Source organism: Hymenobacter algoricola (genome assembly GCF_039539525.1).
GTDB classification, from domain to species: domain Bacteria; phylum Bacteroidota; class Bacteroidia; order Cytophagales; family Hymenobacteraceae; genus Hymenobacter; species Hymenobacter algoricola.
In genome coordinates this window covers 21,829-37,842 of sequence record NZ_BAABDH010000004.1, presented here as the reverse complement: position 1 = coordinate 37,842, position 16,014 = coordinate 21,829, and the positions used below count along the sequence as shown (strand labels likewise).

Below are 16,014 nucleotides of genomic sequence, written 5' to 3'. Positions count from 1 at the left end.
TGGCGGTCAGTCGACGACAGGACAAATGGTGTGATTGGTCTTCCCATCCAAAAGCAACGTCCAATCTGCCTTTTTGTTCAAAAAACTCTCCTGACTAAGCACTAGTGCCGTTGCGGCGAGTGGCTGCTGCGGACGACTGATCAGAAAAACGGCTTGCATCTTGCGGCATTCACTGCCTGAAAGTTCTGTTGCCCATGCCATGAATCACGTGCCTGCGTCTCCCTTTCCGGCGGCCCTCACCGCCCAGTTCACCGCGCTGCTGCGCCTCACCGACGCCGACCTGACGACCTTGCACGCGCTCCTGCAGCCGCGGCAGCTCGCCAAAAAAGAGCTTCTGCTGCGCGAAGGCGAAGTGTGCCGGGCGGCGGCGTACATCGAAACGGGCGTGCTGCGCTATTTCTACCACGTGCAGGGCGAAGAGCGCACCGGCCAGTTTTTCTTCGAAAATGAGTGGTATGCCGACTACGACAGTTTTCTGGACCAGCGGCCGTCAGCCCAGAACATTCAGGCCCTGGAGCCCACGCGGGTGTGGCTGTTCCCGCACGACGCCCTCTACCGCCTCTACGACGAGCGGCCCGTGTTCGAGCGGTTTGGCCGGCTGATGGCCGAGCAGGCCTACCGGGGCAGCAAAGCGCGGGGCGCGGCCTTGCTCAACCAAACGCCCGCCGAACGTTACGCGCAGCTCGTGCGCGACCGGCCGCAAGTGGTACAGCGCGTATCGCAGCGGCTCATCGCCACCTACCTGGGCGTGAAGCCCGAAAGTCTGAGCCGCATCCGGGCGCGGGGGTAGAGGGTATGGGGCCAAACACGGTTTTCTCAACTGAAGTCATCGTTTGCGCCGGCCCGGCGGGGGACCTTTGTTTCGAAGCGCCCAGAAGATAAGATGCGGTATCCGAACCCTGGCAGCAGTCAAAGCATCCGATAGGCACTGCTGACGGCTTTCCGGCACCCTAACGCGGGTGGGCGGGCCAGCCATGCAACGTTTAAACCACCCTTTTAACCGGGGCCACGGCCAAGCTCAGCGCAACAGCCTTGGTGCAGACGGAGTAATAACCACCAAACAAAGACCCCGGTACGGAAGTCAGCGGGTGAGCGCTGAAACCGACCGGGGCCTTGGTATAGATAAGCAGTCCGTTACTTAGCTGCGCAGCAGCTCGGTGCTCCCGCAGCGCAGGCCGGAGTGCCGGCTTGGGCGCAGTTTTGCACCAGGGGACAATCGGGCGTGCCTTTCATCGGGCAATCGGCCGCAGCGGGGGTTGGGCTGGTGAAGCCAAACAGGGCCCCGCCGGAGAGCAGCGCCGCGGCGCCGAACAGCATCATCTTGCGTTTCATCGGTTCTTGTGATTAGGGTGAACCCGCCGGTACGGCGGTCGGGCAGTGAACGTGATAAGCTACGGTCGGTACCCCGCAAGGCAGGCGGGCAATGAATCAGGCTTTCACGGCCTTAAAGCCCGCATCCTCTACCAAGGCCAGGACCTGCTCCTCGGTGAGGTCGCCGGTCACGGTCAGCACCTTGTTGGGGTGGGTGGTGTCGACCTGCCAGGAAGTAATGGCTTTCTCGCCGTTCAGCGTGGGCGTTACAGCCTTGATGCAGCTGCCGCAATTGATGTTGGTGTTGAATTGCAAGGTTTTCATGAGCGTTTAAAAGAGTACCGCCCATGGCGGGCGCGTTTGATATACTAACCCCCAAAACTAGCGTCGGGTGCGCCGGCCGGGGTACAGAATTAAGCTTGAGACTTGTATGATTTGTGGGCCGGCCACCGCCTAATAAGCAGGCCTGAGCGAGAGTAAGCCTTGAGTAGAACGCTTAATGACGACTAATGCCTCCGTTGGTCAGGTGTTTGGCAACGAGAAAGAGCAGCCGCAGAACGAGCCCCGCAATCAAGCGGGTACCGACCCTATGGCGTAGGAGACGCCGCTGCGCGGCCGGCGGCCACCTGCTGCGCGGGCTCGCGTAGTTGCAGGCGCCATTTCCCGATCCGGCCCCAGGGCTTGCATACCGAAACGGCGGGGGCCGCCACAAGCACCAGCAGCGCGGCCGCAGCTTCGGCAAGGAGCTGGACGCGCCGGTCGGCGGTAGAGAGGTCGGCCTTGGCGGCTACTTCGGCCGGGTAGCTGTTGGTCGGCGTGCGCAGCAGCAGAATGAGGCTGGCCCCCACCGTGAGTCCCAGTTTGACCAGTACCCAGCAGTGCGTGGCCCCCTCCCACGGCGTACCCAGCGCCTGCACCACGCCCGTGAGCAGCGCCCCCAGACTGGGGGCACGATAATGAGCCAGCCGCTCAGCCCCACGTCCAGGGCTAAGAACACGGACCCGAGCCAGCCCACAGAAAAGTGATGTGGGCGGTAATCATGAGCCTGCGGAGCGAGGGAGCCTGGGTCAGCAGCGGGGCGGTTGGGGCGGGGACACTACCCCGCAAAAGTAGTAGCACCGCCCGGGCCAGACATTCAGAATTACGCCGCGAACGAGCATAATTACTACGCCACGGCCAAAGAAAAAGCCAGCCCGTACGCGACGGGCTGGCTCTTACGCGGTATTGAGGTCACTTAAGCCGCTACTCCCTGACGGCAGGCTTGCTCGCAGCGGCGGCAGGCCTCGGCGCACTCCTTGCAATGAGCCATATGGGCGCCGTGCTTTTCGCACTCGTCCCCGCAGGCTTTGCAGATTTCGGCGCACTCTTTCATCAAATGGGCGGCGTGTTCCGAGCCGCGAGCCACGAAGCGGGCCGTAATCGCGCAGATGTCGGCGCAGTCGCGGTCGATGCTGATGCAGCGGGCCATCATCTTCACGTCTTCCTCTTGCAGGCAGGAAGATGCGCAGTGCTCGCAGGCGGCGATGCAGGCGTTGAGGGCGTCGAGGAGGGCTTGGTTTTGAGCGTGCATGGAACGGTTATTTAAGTGGAACGAAATGATACTGGGTGTACTCCGAACTCTGGGGCGGCGTTGCGTAAGATGCGGGCGCAGAAGGTGCTGAATTCGGGCCTGGCAAACCGGTGGGCGCGGGCTGGCGCAGCGCGGGCTGGCGTAATGATGACATGCCGCCGCCGTTTTGCTGCACCAAGCATCTCATCCAATCCCTGCCTCCATAAACCGCTTATTTCGCCTGCCGCTGCTGTCCCTGCTCCTTTTCGGGCTTTTCTTTTCGGCCTGCAAAGGCCATGACACGGACGACAGGGCGCACGACAGCCCCTACATGAAAATCATGGACGACATGATGAGGCGCATGGAAGCCCAGGCCAAGACCCAGGACCCCGACCACGACTACGCCACCCAGATGGTGCTGCACCACGAGGCCGCGGTTCAGATGGGGCAGGAAGAGCTGCGCACCGGCAGCAACCAGGAAATGAAAACGATGGCCCAGGACATCGTTGCCAAGCAGCAGGCCCAAATCACCCAGTTCAATGCCTTTACCAGCGGCCACCAGCCCCGGCAGCCCCTGGTGCCGCAGTTCAACGCCATTCAGAAAGCCAACATGGACCGCATGATGGCCGCCAGCGACGGCCGCACCCTCACGGCCCGGCCCGACTTCGACTTCGCCCAGCTCATGGTCGACCACCACCAGGCGGCCATCGACAACTCAGAAGCCCTACTCCAGCACGGCCGCGAAACTACCACCCGCACCCTGGCCCAAACCATCATCACCGACCAGCGCCGCGAAATCGCTATGCTCCAGGACTGGCTGACGCGCAACCGACAAGTCCGGCTTCACTCAGCGTGAAACAGAAAAGGCAGCCCTTTACCGGCGGCCTCTCTTTATGCGTCGTAGGTGCGGGCCGTCAGGCTCCGGCGGGTTGCACCGTATTTTGGTCCGACGGCGGCGTGAGGGGCTGGGCGTCCAGCTCCTGCGGGTGGTCGTCGAGGCCCGTTTCCCGGTGAGCGGCGAAGTACTGGGCCAGGGCCTTCTCCCCTACCAGCCAGAACACTACCGGCGTCACGATGATGTCGAGGAAGGTGGAGGACAGCAAGCCGCCTAGAATCACCGTGGCCACGGGATACAGGATTTCCTTACCCGGCGCATCCTTGGCCAGCGTGAGCGGCACCAGGGCCAGCGCCGCCACCAAAGCCGTCATCAGCACCGGCACCAGCCGCTCCAGGGAACCGCGGATAATCATGGGCATACCGAATTTTTCGCCTTCGTGCTCCACCAGGTGGATGTAGTGCGAAATCATCATGATGCCGTTGCGCGAGGCAATGCCGGTGAGCGTGATGAAGCCCACCAGCGAGGCGATACTGAACGTGCCGCCGGTGAGCAGCACCGCTACCACCGAGCCGATGAGGGCCAGCGGGATGTTGAGCATAATCTGGCCCACCATCAGCGAGGATTTGAAGTGGGAGAACAGGACCAGGAAGATGCCGGCCAGGGAAAACAAGCTCAGCCACAGAATCTTCTGCGAGGCCGACTGCTGGCTTTCGAACTGCCCGCCGTAGGTGAGGTAGTAGCCCGGCGGCAGCTTCACCTGCTGGCTGACTTTGGCCTGAATTTCCTTGACGGTAGAGCCCAGGTCGCGCTCGGCCACGTTCAGCGAGATGGTAATGCGGCGCTGGGTATTTTCGTGGTTGATGGTATTCGGGCCGGGCTCATAGAGTATCTCGGCCACCTGGCTGATGGGTATCATGGCGCCGCCGGGCGTTTCAATGCGCGTCTGGCCGATGGCAGCGAGGTCGTTGCGCTGGGCTTCGGGCAGCTTCACCACCAGGTCGAAGCGCTTCTGGCCGTCGAGCATCTGCGAGACTACCGCGCCCTGAAACAGCGTTTCCAGGTCGCGCACCACTTCGCCGCGGGCCATGCCGTAGGCGCGCAGGGCTTCGTCTTTGGGCCGGATAAGCAGCTGGGGAATCTGCACCTGCTTCTCGACCTGCAGGTCCACCACGCCGGGCACGGAGCCGGCGGCGGCGCGGATTTCGTTGGCGTAGCGGCGCAGCTCCAGCAGGTCGTTGCCGAAGACTTTGATGGCCACCTGGGCCCGCACCCCGCTCAGCAGGTGGTCGAGGCGGTGGGAAATGGGCTGGCCGATGTTCACGTTCACGCCCGTAATCAGGCTGAGCTTGTCGCGCATGTCGGCCAGGATTTCGTCGCGGCTACGCATGGTTTTGCCCTCTTTTTCCAGCTCGGCCTCGGTCTTGAAGGCCACCTCGATTTCGGAGTTGTTCACCGATTCGGCGTGCTCGTCGAGCTCGGCGCGGCCGGTGCGGCGGGCGGTAAAGGCCACCTCGGGAATCTTGAGCATCTGCGCCTCGCCCAGCGTGCCCAGCCGGTTGGATTCCGTGAGCGAAGTGCCGGCGGGCGCTGAGAAGTTGACCGTGAGCGAACCTTCGTTGAAGGGCGGCAGAAACTCGGTGCCGAAGAAGGGCACCAGCGCGGCGGCCATCACAAACAGCAGGGCCGTCGAAGCAAGGATAAGCTTCGGGTGCTGCAGGCCCCAGCCCAGCAGGCGGGTATCTTTCTTTTTCAGCCAGCGCACCAGCCCGCCGTCGGTTTCGGGATGGTCCATCTGCTTCATCTGGGGCAGCAGGTAGTAGCAGAGCACCGGCGTCACCGTCAGCGAGACGAACAGCGAGGCCACGATGCTCGTGATGTAGGCAATGCCCAGCGGCGCGAAAATGCGGCCTTCCATGCCTTCCAGCGCGAACAGCGGCAAAAACACCAGCACCACGATGATGGTGGCGTACACAATGGAGTTGCGCACTTCCGACGAGGCCGCGTAAATGACGCGCAGCACCGGCTGGGGGTCGGGCTGCTGCTTGTTTTCGCGCAGGCGCCGGTACACGTTTTCCACGTCCACGATGGCGTCGTCGACCAGCTCGCCGATGGCAATGGCCAGGCCGCCCAGCGTCATGGTGTTAATGGAAATGCCTGCCGCTTTGAACACCAGCGCCGTGACCAGCAACGACAGCGGAATGGCGACCAGCGAAATGAAGGTAGTCCGCACGTTCAGCAGGAAAGCAAACAGCACGATGACCACCAGAATGGCCCCGTCGCGCAGGGCTTCCTCCACGTTGGAAATCGAGGACTCAATAAACTCCGACTGCTTGAAAAGGCGCGTGTTCACCTGCACGTCCTTGGGTAGGGAAGGCTTGAGCTCCACCAAAGCTTTTTCCACCGCTTCGGTCAGGCCCACGGTAGCCGCGCCGGGCTGCTTCTCGATGCTCAGAATCACGGCCGGTTTCCCGTTCACGCTGCCGTCACCGCGCTTGAAGCGGGCCCCGAACTCCACCTTGGCCACATCGGCCACGCGGATGGGCGACTGCTCGCGGTAGCCCACGATGATGTTCTCGATGTCCGTGACCGAGCGCAGGCGGCCCAGATTGCGGATGAGTACCTCCGAGCCGTTGCGGTCGAAGAAGTTGCCGGTGGTGTTGAGATTAGACTGGCGTAGGGCTTCCTCCACCTGGTTTACCGTCAGTCCGGTGGCGTTCAGCCGGGGCATGTCCAGCAGCACCTGGTACTGCAGGTTGTCGCCGCCTATGGGTATGACCTGGGCCACGCCGGGGATGCTGAGCAGCCGCTGACGCACGGTGTAGTTGGCCAGCGTGCGCAGGTCGGCCGCGTTCGTCTCCTTCCCGCCTGACAGCCCCACCAGCATAATCTGGCCCATAACTGACGAAATGGGGCCCAGCACCGGCGTGATGCCTTGCGGCAGCTGCTCGCCGGTGGTTTGCAGCTTTTCGCTCACAATCTGGCGGGCTGTGAAGATGTCGGTGCCGTAGTCGAACTCCACGAACACCATGCCCAGGCCAATGGCCGAGTTGGAACGCACCGCCGACACGCCGGTGGCCCCGTTCAGGGCCGTTTCCACGGGCAGCGTCACCAGGGCCTCCACTTCTTCGGGGGCCATGCCGGGGGCTTCCAGAAACACGGTCACACGGGGCCGGTCCAGGTCGGGCAGCACGTCCACAGGCAGCTGGCCCGCCGTGTAGGTGCCGGCAATGATGAGGCCCACGGCAAAGGCCAGCATGAGCAGGCGGTTCTGCAGGGCAAAGCGAATGATTTTATCAAGCATGTGTTGTTTTGCTGCAAGCTGCAAGCCTCTAGCTTTAAACCTTTTCAGATATGAGGCTTTACGCTTACAGCTTGCCGCTTAAGACTTAAAGCCTACTGGTTGAGGTAGATGGATTTAAGCTGGTAGGTGCCGGCCGTCACCACCCGGTCGTTTTCGTTCACCTGGCCCTGCACCAGCACGGTTTGCTGGCCGTTCACGGCGCCGGGCTGCACGTAGCGAATCCTGAACCGCTCAGGCTCGGTGTGCACAAACACCACGGGCTTGCCGTTGAGGTCGGTGATGGCCGAGGTGGGCACCACCAGCTGGGGCTTGCCCCCGCCGGTCTGGCCTACCACCTGCACGTTCACGGCCTGGCCGGCGCGGTAGGCGCTGCCGGCGGGGGCATCGAGCTCAAGCACCAGCTGGCGGGCCTGGTTCACGGGGTTTACCACGTTGCTGAACACCACCAGCCGCGCCGGCACGCCCGCCTGGCCCTGCAAACCCTCCACGCGGAAAACGGCTCCGGGCGTGACCTTGGCCAAATCCTGGGCAAACACCTGGGCCTCGACGCGCAGCTTGCCGGGGTTGATGACCCGGAACAGCTCGTCACCCTGATTAACTTGTTGACCAACAGACAGATTAAACACGTCTACGGTGCCGCTCACGGGCGAGGTAATGCTGACGCGGCGCTGGCCGGCCTGGCCGTTCTGGATACCGGCGTTCTGGCGGGCCTGGCGCAGGCGCAGCTCAGCGGCCACCACGTCTTTGCGGGCGGCAATGTCGGCGATGGTTTGCAGGCGGGCGTAGTCCTGCTGGGCGGCGCGCAGCTCGGCCTGGGCATTAGCCCGCTCGGTGCTGAGGCCGATTTGCTGGGTGGCATCCAGGGTTTGCTCGATAACGGCCAGCGTCTGCCCGGCCCGCACGGTCTTACCGACCTGGGCCGCGAGGCTCACGATGCGGCCGCTCTGCGGCACCACGATGCGGCCCTCGCCCCCGGCCGCGGCCGATACGGTGCCATAGAGCATGGCCCGGCTGTACGTCGTAGAAAAGGCCGCCAGGCTGGTGCGCACCTCGAACAGGAACTGGCTTTCCTTGGGCAGCAGCACCTCGTCGCTCAGGGCCACGCCGGTGCTGGCTTTGGCTTCGCCGCCGTGGTCTTCGCCGCCGTGCGCCTGTACCAGAGCCGGGGGCGGCAGCAGCACCGTCAGCACAAGCCCAGCCGCGGCCGTAGCGGCCAGAAATTTATGCGTGATTTTCATAGACTGCGGGACTGGAGGTGGAAACAGGAGCGGTGGTGCGCCGGCGGCGCATCAGCAGGGCCGTCAGCACGATGCCCAGCACGAAGGCGCCGGCCAGGGCCAGAATGGTTTTCCAGGAGGAAAAAAGCGAGGTAGCTGCCACCGGTGCCATCGCAGCCACGGGCAGCTTCTCCCCTACCTTAATGCCTTCGAGCAGGACCAAATCGGCTTGCTCACCGGCCACGATGTTGGCCGTGAAGCTGTAGGTTTTGTTGACCGGAAACTGGCCTTCCACCAGGTACACGCCGGGCTCCTGCTCCGTCACCGCCCACTTCAGCTTCGCATCCTCAGGGTTGGTGAGCGTTAGCTTGGCCCCCTTGATGGGGGCGTTGGTGGCGTAGTCGGAGAGGAACAAACGCAGGTCGGCGGGCTTCCCCCCTTCCAGCGGCTCGTAGCGCAGCAGCACCTCGAACTTTTCCGAGAGGGCCGCCACGGAAAACGAGGTGGCGCCGGCCGCCGTGCCTGCTTTGGGCCCGTCGCCGTGGTCCTCGCCCCCGTGGGCGCGGGCGGTGCTGCTCAGCAGCAGGCCCAGCAGCAAAATCAGGAGTTGCTTCATCATAAGTTGACAGTTATTCACCCCGCAGGTAGTTAAGCTCCAGCAAGGCCTCGTTGTAGCTGCGCAGGGCGTCCACGTACGTTTGCCGGATTTGATAGGCCTGGTTCAGGCTCTGGATGTAGAGGTAGTAGCTGGTTTCGCCGGCCCGGAACAGCCGCGCGCCCGTGCTGGCGAGCGTGGCGGCCTGGGCCAGCCCGGTTTCCTCGTAGTAGGCCAGGTTTTCGGTTTGCTTCTGAAACTCGGCCAGCGCTTGCAGGTAGGCGCTGCTGGTGCTGAGCCGGGCCACGTCGTACTGAGCGCGGGCCAGTGCTACCCGGGTCTGGGCAGCCCGAATCTGGCCGCGGTAGGCCCCATACCACACCGGCAGCGTGATGCCTGCCTGTACCCCGGTGTATAATTTGGCATCGGCCGGGCCCTGGTTGAGGTAGCCGAACGAGAGGCCCGGCAGGGCCCGGGCCCGTTCCACGCGCAGAGCCTGCTGACTTTCGGCAATGCGCACCTGCTCCAGCCGCAGCAGGGCGTTGGTGCGCAGCAGCGAGGTGTCGCCGGCGTTGGCAGGCACGGGCGGCGCGGCCAGGCGGCCTAGGGGCATCACACGCAGGGGCGCGTCCTCGGGCAGGCGCAGCAGCAGCCGGAGCTGGCGCTGGGCGTTCTGCTGATCGAGCTGGGCCTGCCGGCGCTGGTTGCGCACCTGCCGGGCATCGGCGTCGGTGCTCACGGCTTGCAGCAGGTCGATTTCGCCCGCCGCCCGCAGGCGCCGGGTGGCCGCGTTCAGGACCGCGAAGGTGCTGTCCTGCCGCGCAAGCTGCGTAAGCCGCGCCTCGCTGAACTGGAGCGCCAGGTAGGTCTGGCGCGTGAGGCGGACCACCTCCGTGCGCCCGGCCAGCCGGGCCTGCTCGGCCACGTCCTGCCGCGCCGCATTCAGCTGGCCTTGGCGGGTGTACACCGTCGGGAACTCGGTGGTCTGGGTGAAGCCCCCCACGAACCGCTCGGCGGTGGGGTTTTCTACGAACACCGTCGGGTTGGGCAGGTTCAGGTTGGTGCGGCGCAGCTGCCGGGCGGCCTGCACTTCCAGGTTGCCCACCAGCGTGCGCGGGCTCACGCGCAGGGCCACGGCCACGGCGCTGTCCAGCGTCAGGGTCAGGCCATTGCCCTGGGCCCGCGCCGACCCGGCCGCCAGCAGCAGCAGGCTGAGCAGCAGCCAGCCAGGCGTTTTTTTCAAACCAACGCACTTCAAATTCATACTAGTTGGGTAAGACCGGGCGCTGCTTCGGGCGGCAGGGCACAGCCATTGGTGCAGGAAAAATGGGGACGGAAACCGGCCGGGGCCAGGCGCGGGCGACGCCTTTTTTACCAGCTCCGGCGCAGGCCCCGGCTGATGGCGGCCCGGTCCCAAAGCGCAGCACCGGCCTACGGCAACCCCGATTTGGCGCGCCTTATATTTGGGCTGGGCCCTCACCGCGAGAAAGCCTTTTTCACCTTACCCATTTCACTTTTACCGCTCGTTTCCATGAAAAACGCTCTGAAATTGCTGCCGCTTCTCGCCCTGCTGGGCTTTTGCGGCGTCGCCCAGGCCCAAACCGTGCCCGCCAAGCCCAACGGCGCCAAAAAGATGGTCAAGGTGGATCATATGAAATCGGACCATATGATGATGCACGACGGCAAGATGATGGTGATGAAAAACGGCGTGATGACCCCCATGACCGCCGACATGACCCTGGCCAATGGCACGCGGGTAATGACGGACGGCACCGTGACCATGAAGCTGAAGGAAAACCAGCTGATAGGCATGGACGGTAAGATGCACGATGGCAGTCAGTTGCACAGCGGCATGTCGCACAACGCCAAGAAAAAGCCGATGAAGGCCAAAATGTAACAGCGCTCTTTACGTTGTCCCCAAAAGCCCACTTGCCCCGGCAAGTGGGCTTTTGGGTGTTCCAGGGTGGCGCGGGGGCTATCCTTGGCCGGCGAGGCCGGCTCAGTTGCGCGGTGTGCACCGGGCCTGGAACGGCGGCCCTAGGACTTCTTAACCAGCGCCATGCCGCACTTGGGGCAGTTGCCGGGCTTATCGCTGGCCGAGCCTTCGCAGTTCATGGGGCAGGTGTAGGCGGCCGCAGCCGCCTTGCTGGTTTTGGCAGCGGCATCCAGCTTTTCAAACCGGGCGCTCAGCGAGCTGCCATCGGCTTTCAGGCTCACGATGGCCGTGCGCAGCGTCGTGCCAGCGGGCATGGCGGCCACGAAATGATCATTGGCCGGAGTCAGGGCCACTTTACTGGTCTTGTTGGTCGTGCTCAACAGCATCACCGAGCCGGTGGAGTTGGCAACGGGCAGGACTTTTTCCTTGCCATCGAGCAAGTACACGTGCAACTCATTGGCCTGCTGCACCAACTCAATGTGGTATTTGCCGGCCGTGCGCACCGTGCCGCCATGGGGGGATTTGTGGGCGTGTGTTTCGCCAGCAGCCTTGTGACCGTGGGCCGCCGCGCCGGGCTTGTGGCTGTGCTGGGCCTGCGCCGAGAAAGAAGCAGTGGCGACCAAAGCAACCGCGAGAATCAGGGAGAATTTCATGAGGGAAAGAGAATTGGGGTTGATTGAGTTGTAGGTACCTGGAATGATAAAACAGGACGTTATGCTCATCTGGCGGCCGCTTGTCGAAGCATCTCGCCGGCTTCGTTCTCACGCCAACCTGCCCCCTGCCCCCTGCCGGGCACGGCCCCTCTCCAAAAAAGAGGGAGCACCGGACATAAGCTGACGGCAGGCTCCCCTCTCCTGGGGAGAGGGGCCGGGGGTGAGGTTGACGTGAGAACGAAGCGGCGGGCAAGATGCTTCGACTGCGCTCAGCATGACGTTCTTTATTGACAGGGTTAACCGGCTACATCTTGTCGCCGTTCTTGTTGTGCCAGTCCTTGAAGGCGGCGATTTCCTTTTCCTGGGCGGTTATCATCATTTGGGCCATTTCCTTCAGCTTAGTGTCCTTGCCGTGGGCCAGCTCGGCCTTGGCCATGTCCACGGCGCTCTGGTGGTGCGTGGTCATCAGCATGTTGAAGTTCATGTCGGGGTTAGCCACCGTCTTGGGCATGTTCTGCATCATGCCGGCCATCGAGGCCTTCATTTTACTGGTGAACGGGTCGGTAGCGTCCATGGGCTTGTAGTTGGTCGGGGCGCTGTCGAGGCGGGTGGCGGCAGCTTCCAGCGCGGTGATTTCCTGGAGCTGGCCGGCCTTGATTTTGGTGGCCATCTGGCGCATAGTGGCGTCTTTGCCGTCGCGCAATTGGATGTCGGCCATGGCCACGGCGCCCTTGTGGTGCTCCAGCATGTGGTGGGCGAAGTCATGGTCGGTGTTGCCCTGCATTTTGGTGGCGTGCATCTTACCCATCATCTCGTTCATGGCCACCAGCTGGGGCGAGGCACCGGCGGCGCCATCGGCCATCTGGGAGTGGTCCATGCCGGCCATGTCGCCGGAAGCCGAGGAATCCATGGCCATGGTGTTGGTATCGGTGCCAGTGGCCGTGGTGTCAGCGGCCTTGTCGCTGTTGCAGCTGGCCAGCAAAAGGGTGCCCGAGCAGAGGGCGGCGAGGAAAAAAGCGGACTTTTTCATGGGGTTTGGTTGGGGGAGGTGAAAAATGGTTGGAAGAATACACGCGCCTAGCTGGCAGCCGGGGCCTTCACGTTGATGGTGAAGTCGCCGGTGTGAATGGTGCCGCCGTGGTTGAACTGTAGGAACACGCGGTAGAGGCCGGGCTTTTCGAAGTTGGTGTTGAAGCCGATGGCGGGGCCTTTGTCGGCCTGGTCGTTGGGGTGCACGTGCAGGTAGTGCTCCGTGTCTTCGCTGATGACCACCACGTGGCCCAGGGCGCCGAGGTAGTTGTCCAGGTTGGTCACCGGCTGACCGTCCTTACTGATGGTGATTTTCATGCCCAGCAGCTGGCCCACGGTTAGCGCCTTGTCGAAGGAAAGCGTGGCCTTATAGCCGTCCTTATCCCACTGCATGTCGTCGTTTTTGAACTTCACCGGCGCGTAGGCCGGGCCCTTCACCGTAAGGGGCTGGCGGCCCAGCTGGTGGCCCGAGCCCGTGGGCGTATAGTCCTGAAACAGCACGTAGTCGCCGCCCTTGGGGAAGGTGTACTTCACCTTGTAGTCGCCCTCGGCCGTGTATTCGGGGTGCTCGTGGTAGAACTGGCCCAGGTCTTTGCTCACAATGATGAGGTGAATCTTCTTCTCGTGGACCACGGCCAGCGGTACGGGCGCGGCCTCATTGCCCGTCTCGCGGGGCGTGAAAGCCAGCGTGGCGGGCTGGCCGGCGGTGAGCGCCGTGGGCGTGGGCACCAGCTTCATGTCGTAGGTTTTGCCGTTGGTCACTTGGTCGTTGTGCTCCAGGTTCATGCCGCACTTGGGGCATTTCTCCCCTTCCTTGGTGCTGGTGACTTCCGGGTGCATGGGGCAGGCGTAGGTGTGGCCGCCGCCGTGGTCAGCAGTACCTTCGGCCGGGCCGTTGGTGGGCGTAGTCACGGCGTTGGTCGCGCTGCTCGATTCGGTTTCGGATGAGCAGCTGCTAACAGTGAGGATGCCGGCCAAAGCCAGCAGGAAAAGCGGTAAGCAGTTCATAAGGAAGAAGTGGGGGTTGAACAGGAAGGGCACTGGAGCCAGCAATCCGAGGGCTCTGACACCGAACCCAGGCCTGCCGCTGCTGCCAGCGCACGAGGCCCAGCATGGCGTAGAGCAGGCGGCGAACCGGGCCTTTGGGAGTAGGTGCGCCGGCTTCTTCGCAACAACTCGCCTTGTCAGAGGAAGGCAACTCCGGAATAAGTGGAAGAGCGCACCCGAAGCGCCGGGCGGACACGCCAACAGAAAGGCTCGCCCCGGACATAGCACAGCTATGCCAGGGCGAGCCTTAGCGCGTCAAACCAATCAGACCGTCAGCGACTGAATGAAAATCCGGATGTCGGGTATTTTGGGGGGCAGGTGCTCGCGGAGCACCAATACTACCGCGTGGGTACGGTCCCACTGGCCGGCGCCCGGCCGGAAAAAGTGGTCGTTGCTGGCCGGCAGCAGCGCCGGTGAGCACGTCAGCAGCTGCTTTTCGCCCGGCGTCGTGAGCGACTTGAGGATAGCGGCCGAGTTGTCTTTGCAGCAGCTTGATTTGCCGGAGGAGCCGCTCGACTTGGTGTCGTGGCAGTGCTGGGCCTTTGCCGGCTGCTTCGCTGTTGACTTACCATGACCGTGGCAGCCGGGGTGACTGGGCTTCGGCGCCGGGGTGGCCTTGGCCACCGGCATCGGCGCGGCCAGCACCGGGTTCAGGGTCGCGCAGTAGCACTGGCCCACGAACACGTTGACGAAGACGAGCAGAAAGCTCGTCGCCAGCAAACGGTGCAAAGGGTACAGGCTACGGAACATGACAGACGTTAAACGATGCAAAAGTAGACTTATCTACGAAAGAGCGGTACCGCCTATTTACCCCGTTTATAGACAAAGAGTTTCCCCATGTCCTTTCTGCTGGCCACGGGCGCCGACGAAAGTGCGCCCTAGATGGGTCGATGCGCGCTTTTGAAAAAGGATCAGGCAAAAGAGCCCGGAGACTCTGACCGCAAAATTATGCAAGCAAAGGGCCGGATTATGTAAACCCGTTGCCGGCGGGCCATGTGCAAACTGTGCCGGCGAAGGTTGAATCCGAGTCCTCACTGCTGCACAGCCAGGGTCCAGGTTGCTTCGGGCGGTCAGCTGGTAAGAGTCCTTGGCAGGTTAGCGGGAAGCCCTAGAACCGCTTCCGACGCCTGTGAGAGCAACGTCAGCGTGGTGATGTGTAGGGAAGCATTTTGTCGGAGGCCGGGCGGGTAGCGCGGAGTGAGACTCTTAAGCTAAGCAAATGGGTGAAGAGAAGCGTTGTTTAGAAAGTATCCAAGTAGAAAACATTTCTACTATTTGTAATCTTTACAAATAAGGAAATACCTTTGTGCCATCATCACCCTAACCACCGGTTACATGTCTCTCAAAAACGCTTCGTTTGCGCTGCTTGCCCTTGCCTTTGGCTTCACTTCCTGTGACAACAACGACAATGAGCCTGCGCCGGCCCTGCGCGCCAAGATGGATGCCAGCACCCTGACGGCCTCTTCCAAGTATACCGAGTCCTTCAAAGACGCCAGTGGTCAGTCCACGGTAGACTTGGGCATGTCAACCACGCGGCTGGATATGTTCACGGAGTTTAACACGTACATGGCGCAGGTAGCAGTAGCTCCGCCCGCGGCGCCGGCTACCCTCGACGCAAACCGCCTCAACAGCCTTTACACCGGCACTACCTTCACGGCGCCGGTGCTGAACGCTTCGGGTCTGCAGCTGCGCAACACCACGGCCGCATCCTTCAGCGGTACGAACGCCGAGCTTGTGCGGCGCTACATCGACCAAAACATCACCAAGCTGGCCGTGGCCAGCCAGTCGGTGAACCAGGTGGCTACGCCCGGCACCGCCGGCCGCCTCGGCCGCTACCTTGTAGATGGCAATGGCATTGAAGTCAACCAGGTGATTCAGAAGGCGCTGATTGGTGCCGTGCTGCTCGACCAGATTGACAACGTGCTGCTGACCGATAACGCTCTGAAAGCCAACAACAGCAAGGTGGCAGACGGCAAGGCGTACTCGGAGCTGGAGCACAACTGGGACCTGGCTTACGGCCTGCTGACCTCGAACGCCATCATGACCACCGACATCAACCTGACGCCCCGCGAGCGGTTTCTGGCCGGCTACCTCAACGAGAAAAACGGGCCGGCCTCGCCCGGCGTGTACATGGCTTTCCTGAGAGGACGGGCGGCCATCGTGAACAACGACGCGGCAGGTGTGAAAACCCAGGCCGACATCATCCGCACGGAACTTGAAAAGACCATGGCGCTGTCGGCCGTGTCGTACCTGAGCAACTGGAAGGCCGCGGCCGACCCGGCGGTGAAGGCCCACGCCCTGGGCGAAGGCCTTGGCTTCATCTACTCGCTGCGCTTCTGCACCAAGTACGGTACCGACGCTGCTTTCTCCGACAACCTGCTTACCGGCCTGACCGCGGGCGATAACGGAGCCTGGAGTATGAGCAACACCAAGGCTGACGTGGCCATCAACGCCATCAAGAGCAAGTTCAGCATCCTGTAGCCGCCGGCTTACCTTTTTAGTGACCCGAAGGTCAACCAACCGGGCAGTATGGTTGTT

Annotated in this window: 16 protein-coding genes; 4 read left to right on the top strand and 12 right to left on the bottom strand. The window is 62.6% G+C overall.

Translation table 11 applies throughout. From position 1 onward, the window contains the following. The first annotated feature begins 208 nt into the window (after positions 1 to 208). Positions 209 to 790 (top strand): Crp/Fnr family transcriptional regulator, encoded by a 582-nt coding sequence (locus ABD842_RS02010; protein ID WP_345109350.1) that lies wholly within the window; start codon positions 209 to 211, stop codon positions 788 to 790. Between the two features lie 344 nt (positions 791 to 1,134). Here ABD842_RS02010 and ABD842_RS02005 read toward each other — a convergent pair whose 3' ends face one another. From ABD842_RS02005 to ABD842_RS01990, 4 genes are all read right to left on the bottom strand, one after another. Further along, positions 1,135 to 1,332 carry a hypothetical protein gene (locus ABD842_RS02005; protein ID WP_345109347.1) on the bottom strand — a complete coding sequence of 66 codons (198 nt, stop codon included), beginning with the start codon at positions 1,330 to 1,332 and terminating at the stop codon, positions 1,135 to 1,137. A 96-nt stretch (positions 1,333 to 1,428) separates the two neighbouring features. Beyond that, entirely contained in the window at positions 1,429 to 1,635 is a 207-nt protein-coding gene (locus ABD842_RS02000; protein WP_345109343.1) for a heavy-metal-associated domain-containing protein, read from the bottom strand. A gap of 263 nt (positions 1,636 to 1,898) precedes the next feature. Continuing rightward, the gene (locus ABD842_RS01995) at positions 1,899 to 2,159 is read right to left on the bottom strand and encodes a hypothetical protein (RefSeq protein ID WP_345109340.1); all 261 of its coding nucleotides are present in this window, start codon (positions 2,157 to 2,159) and stop codon (positions 1,899 to 1,901) included. 386 nt (positions 2,160 to 2,545) lie between these two features. After that, a complete protein-coding gene (locus ABD842_RS01990; RefSeq protein ID WP_345109338.1) occupies positions 2,546 to 2,881 on the bottom strand; it encodes a four-helix bundle copper-binding protein in 336 nt (111 codons plus the stop codon). Between the two features lie 166 nt (positions 2,882 to 3,047). Between ABD842_RS01990 and ABD842_RS01985 the strand changes: the two genes are divergently transcribed. Further along, positions 3,048 to 3,716 carry a DUF305 domain-containing protein gene (locus tag ABD842_RS01985; RefSeq protein WP_345109335.1) on the top strand — a complete coding sequence of 223 codons (669 nt, stop codon included), beginning with the start codon at positions 3,048 to 3,050 and terminating at the stop codon, positions 3,714 to 3,716. Positions 3,717 to 3,774: 58 nt separating this feature from the next. Here the strand turns inward: ABD842_RS01985 and ABD842_RS01980 are convergent, their stop codons facing one another. The 4 genes from ABD842_RS01980 to ABD842_RS01965 form a co-directional block, all read right to left on the bottom strand. Continuing rightward, entirely contained in the window at positions 3,775 to 6,999 is a 3,225-nt protein-coding gene (locus ABD842_RS01980; RefSeq protein ID WP_345109332.1) for an efflux RND transporter permease subunit, read from the bottom strand. A gap of 92 nt (positions 7,000 to 7,091) precedes the next feature. Beyond that, on the bottom strand, positions 7,092 to 8,237 hold the full coding sequence (locus ABD842_RS01975) for an efflux RND transporter periplasmic adaptor subunit (protein WP_345109329.1): 1,146 nt from the start codon (positions 8,235 to 8,237) through the stop codon (positions 7,092 to 7,094). Then, entirely contained in the window at positions 8,221 to 8,835 is a 615-nt protein-coding gene (locus ABD842_RS01970) for a hypothetical protein (protein WP_345109326.1), read from the bottom strand. Before ABD842_RS01970 ends, ABD842_RS01975 begins: the two co-directional genes overlap by 17 nt. Positions 8,836 to 8,845: 10 nt before the next feature. Next, positions 8,846 to 10,054 carry a TolC family protein gene (locus ABD842_RS01965; RefSeq protein ID WP_345109323.1) on the bottom strand — a complete coding sequence of 403 codons (1,209 nt, stop codon included), beginning with the start codon at positions 10,052 to 10,054 and terminating at the stop codon, positions 8,846 to 8,848. Positions 10,055 to 10,342: 288 nt separating this feature from the next. On the opposite strand from ABD842_RS01965, the gene ABD842_RS01960 reads away from it, so the two are divergent. Next, a complete protein-coding gene (locus ABD842_RS01960) occupies positions 10,343 to 10,708 on the top strand; it encodes a DUF6799 domain-containing protein (RefSeq protein WP_345109320.1) in 366 nt (121 codons plus the stop codon). Positions 10,709 to 10,848: 140 nt separating this feature from the next. Here the strand turns inward: ABD842_RS01960 and ABD842_RS01955 are convergent, their stop codons facing one another. From ABD842_RS01955 to ABD842_RS01940, 4 genes are all read right to left on the bottom strand, one after another. Further along, the gene (locus ABD842_RS01955; protein WP_345109317.1) at positions 10,849 to 11,400 is read right to left on the bottom strand and encodes a heavy metal-binding domain-containing protein; all 552 of its coding nucleotides are present in this window, start codon (positions 11,398 to 11,400) and stop codon (positions 10,849 to 10,851) included. A gap of 304 nt (positions 11,401 to 11,704) precedes the next feature. Continuing rightward, positions 11,705 to 12,430, bottom strand: a complete 726-nt coding sequence (locus tag ABD842_RS01950) for a DUF305 domain-containing protein (RefSeq protein ID WP_345109314.1) — start codon at positions 12,428 to 12,430, stop codon at positions 11,705 to 11,707. A gap of 47 nt (positions 12,431 to 12,477) precedes the next feature. Further along, the gene (locus tag ABD842_RS01945) at positions 12,478 to 13,437 is read right to left on the bottom strand and encodes a heavy metal-binding domain-containing protein (RefSeq protein ID WP_345109311.1); all 960 of its coding nucleotides are present in this window, start codon (positions 13,435 to 13,437) and stop codon (positions 12,478 to 12,480) included. Positions 13,438 to 13,740: 303 nt separating this feature from the next. Further along, complete coding sequence (locus ABD842_RS01940; RefSeq protein ID WP_345109308.1) at positions 13,741 to 14,205, bottom strand: hypothetical protein; 465 nt, start codon at positions 14,203 to 14,205, stop codon at positions 13,741 to 13,743. Between the two features lie 606 nt (positions 14,206 to 14,811). Here ABD842_RS01940 and ABD842_RS01935 point away from each other — a divergent pair. Further along, positions 14,812 to 15,957 (top strand): DUF4856 domain-containing protein, encoded by a 1,146-nt coding sequence (locus ABD842_RS01935; RefSeq protein ID WP_345109306.1) that lies wholly within the window; start codon positions 14,812 to 14,814, stop codon positions 15,955 to 15,957. The last annotated feature ends 57 nt before the right edge of the window (positions 15,958 to 16,014 follow it).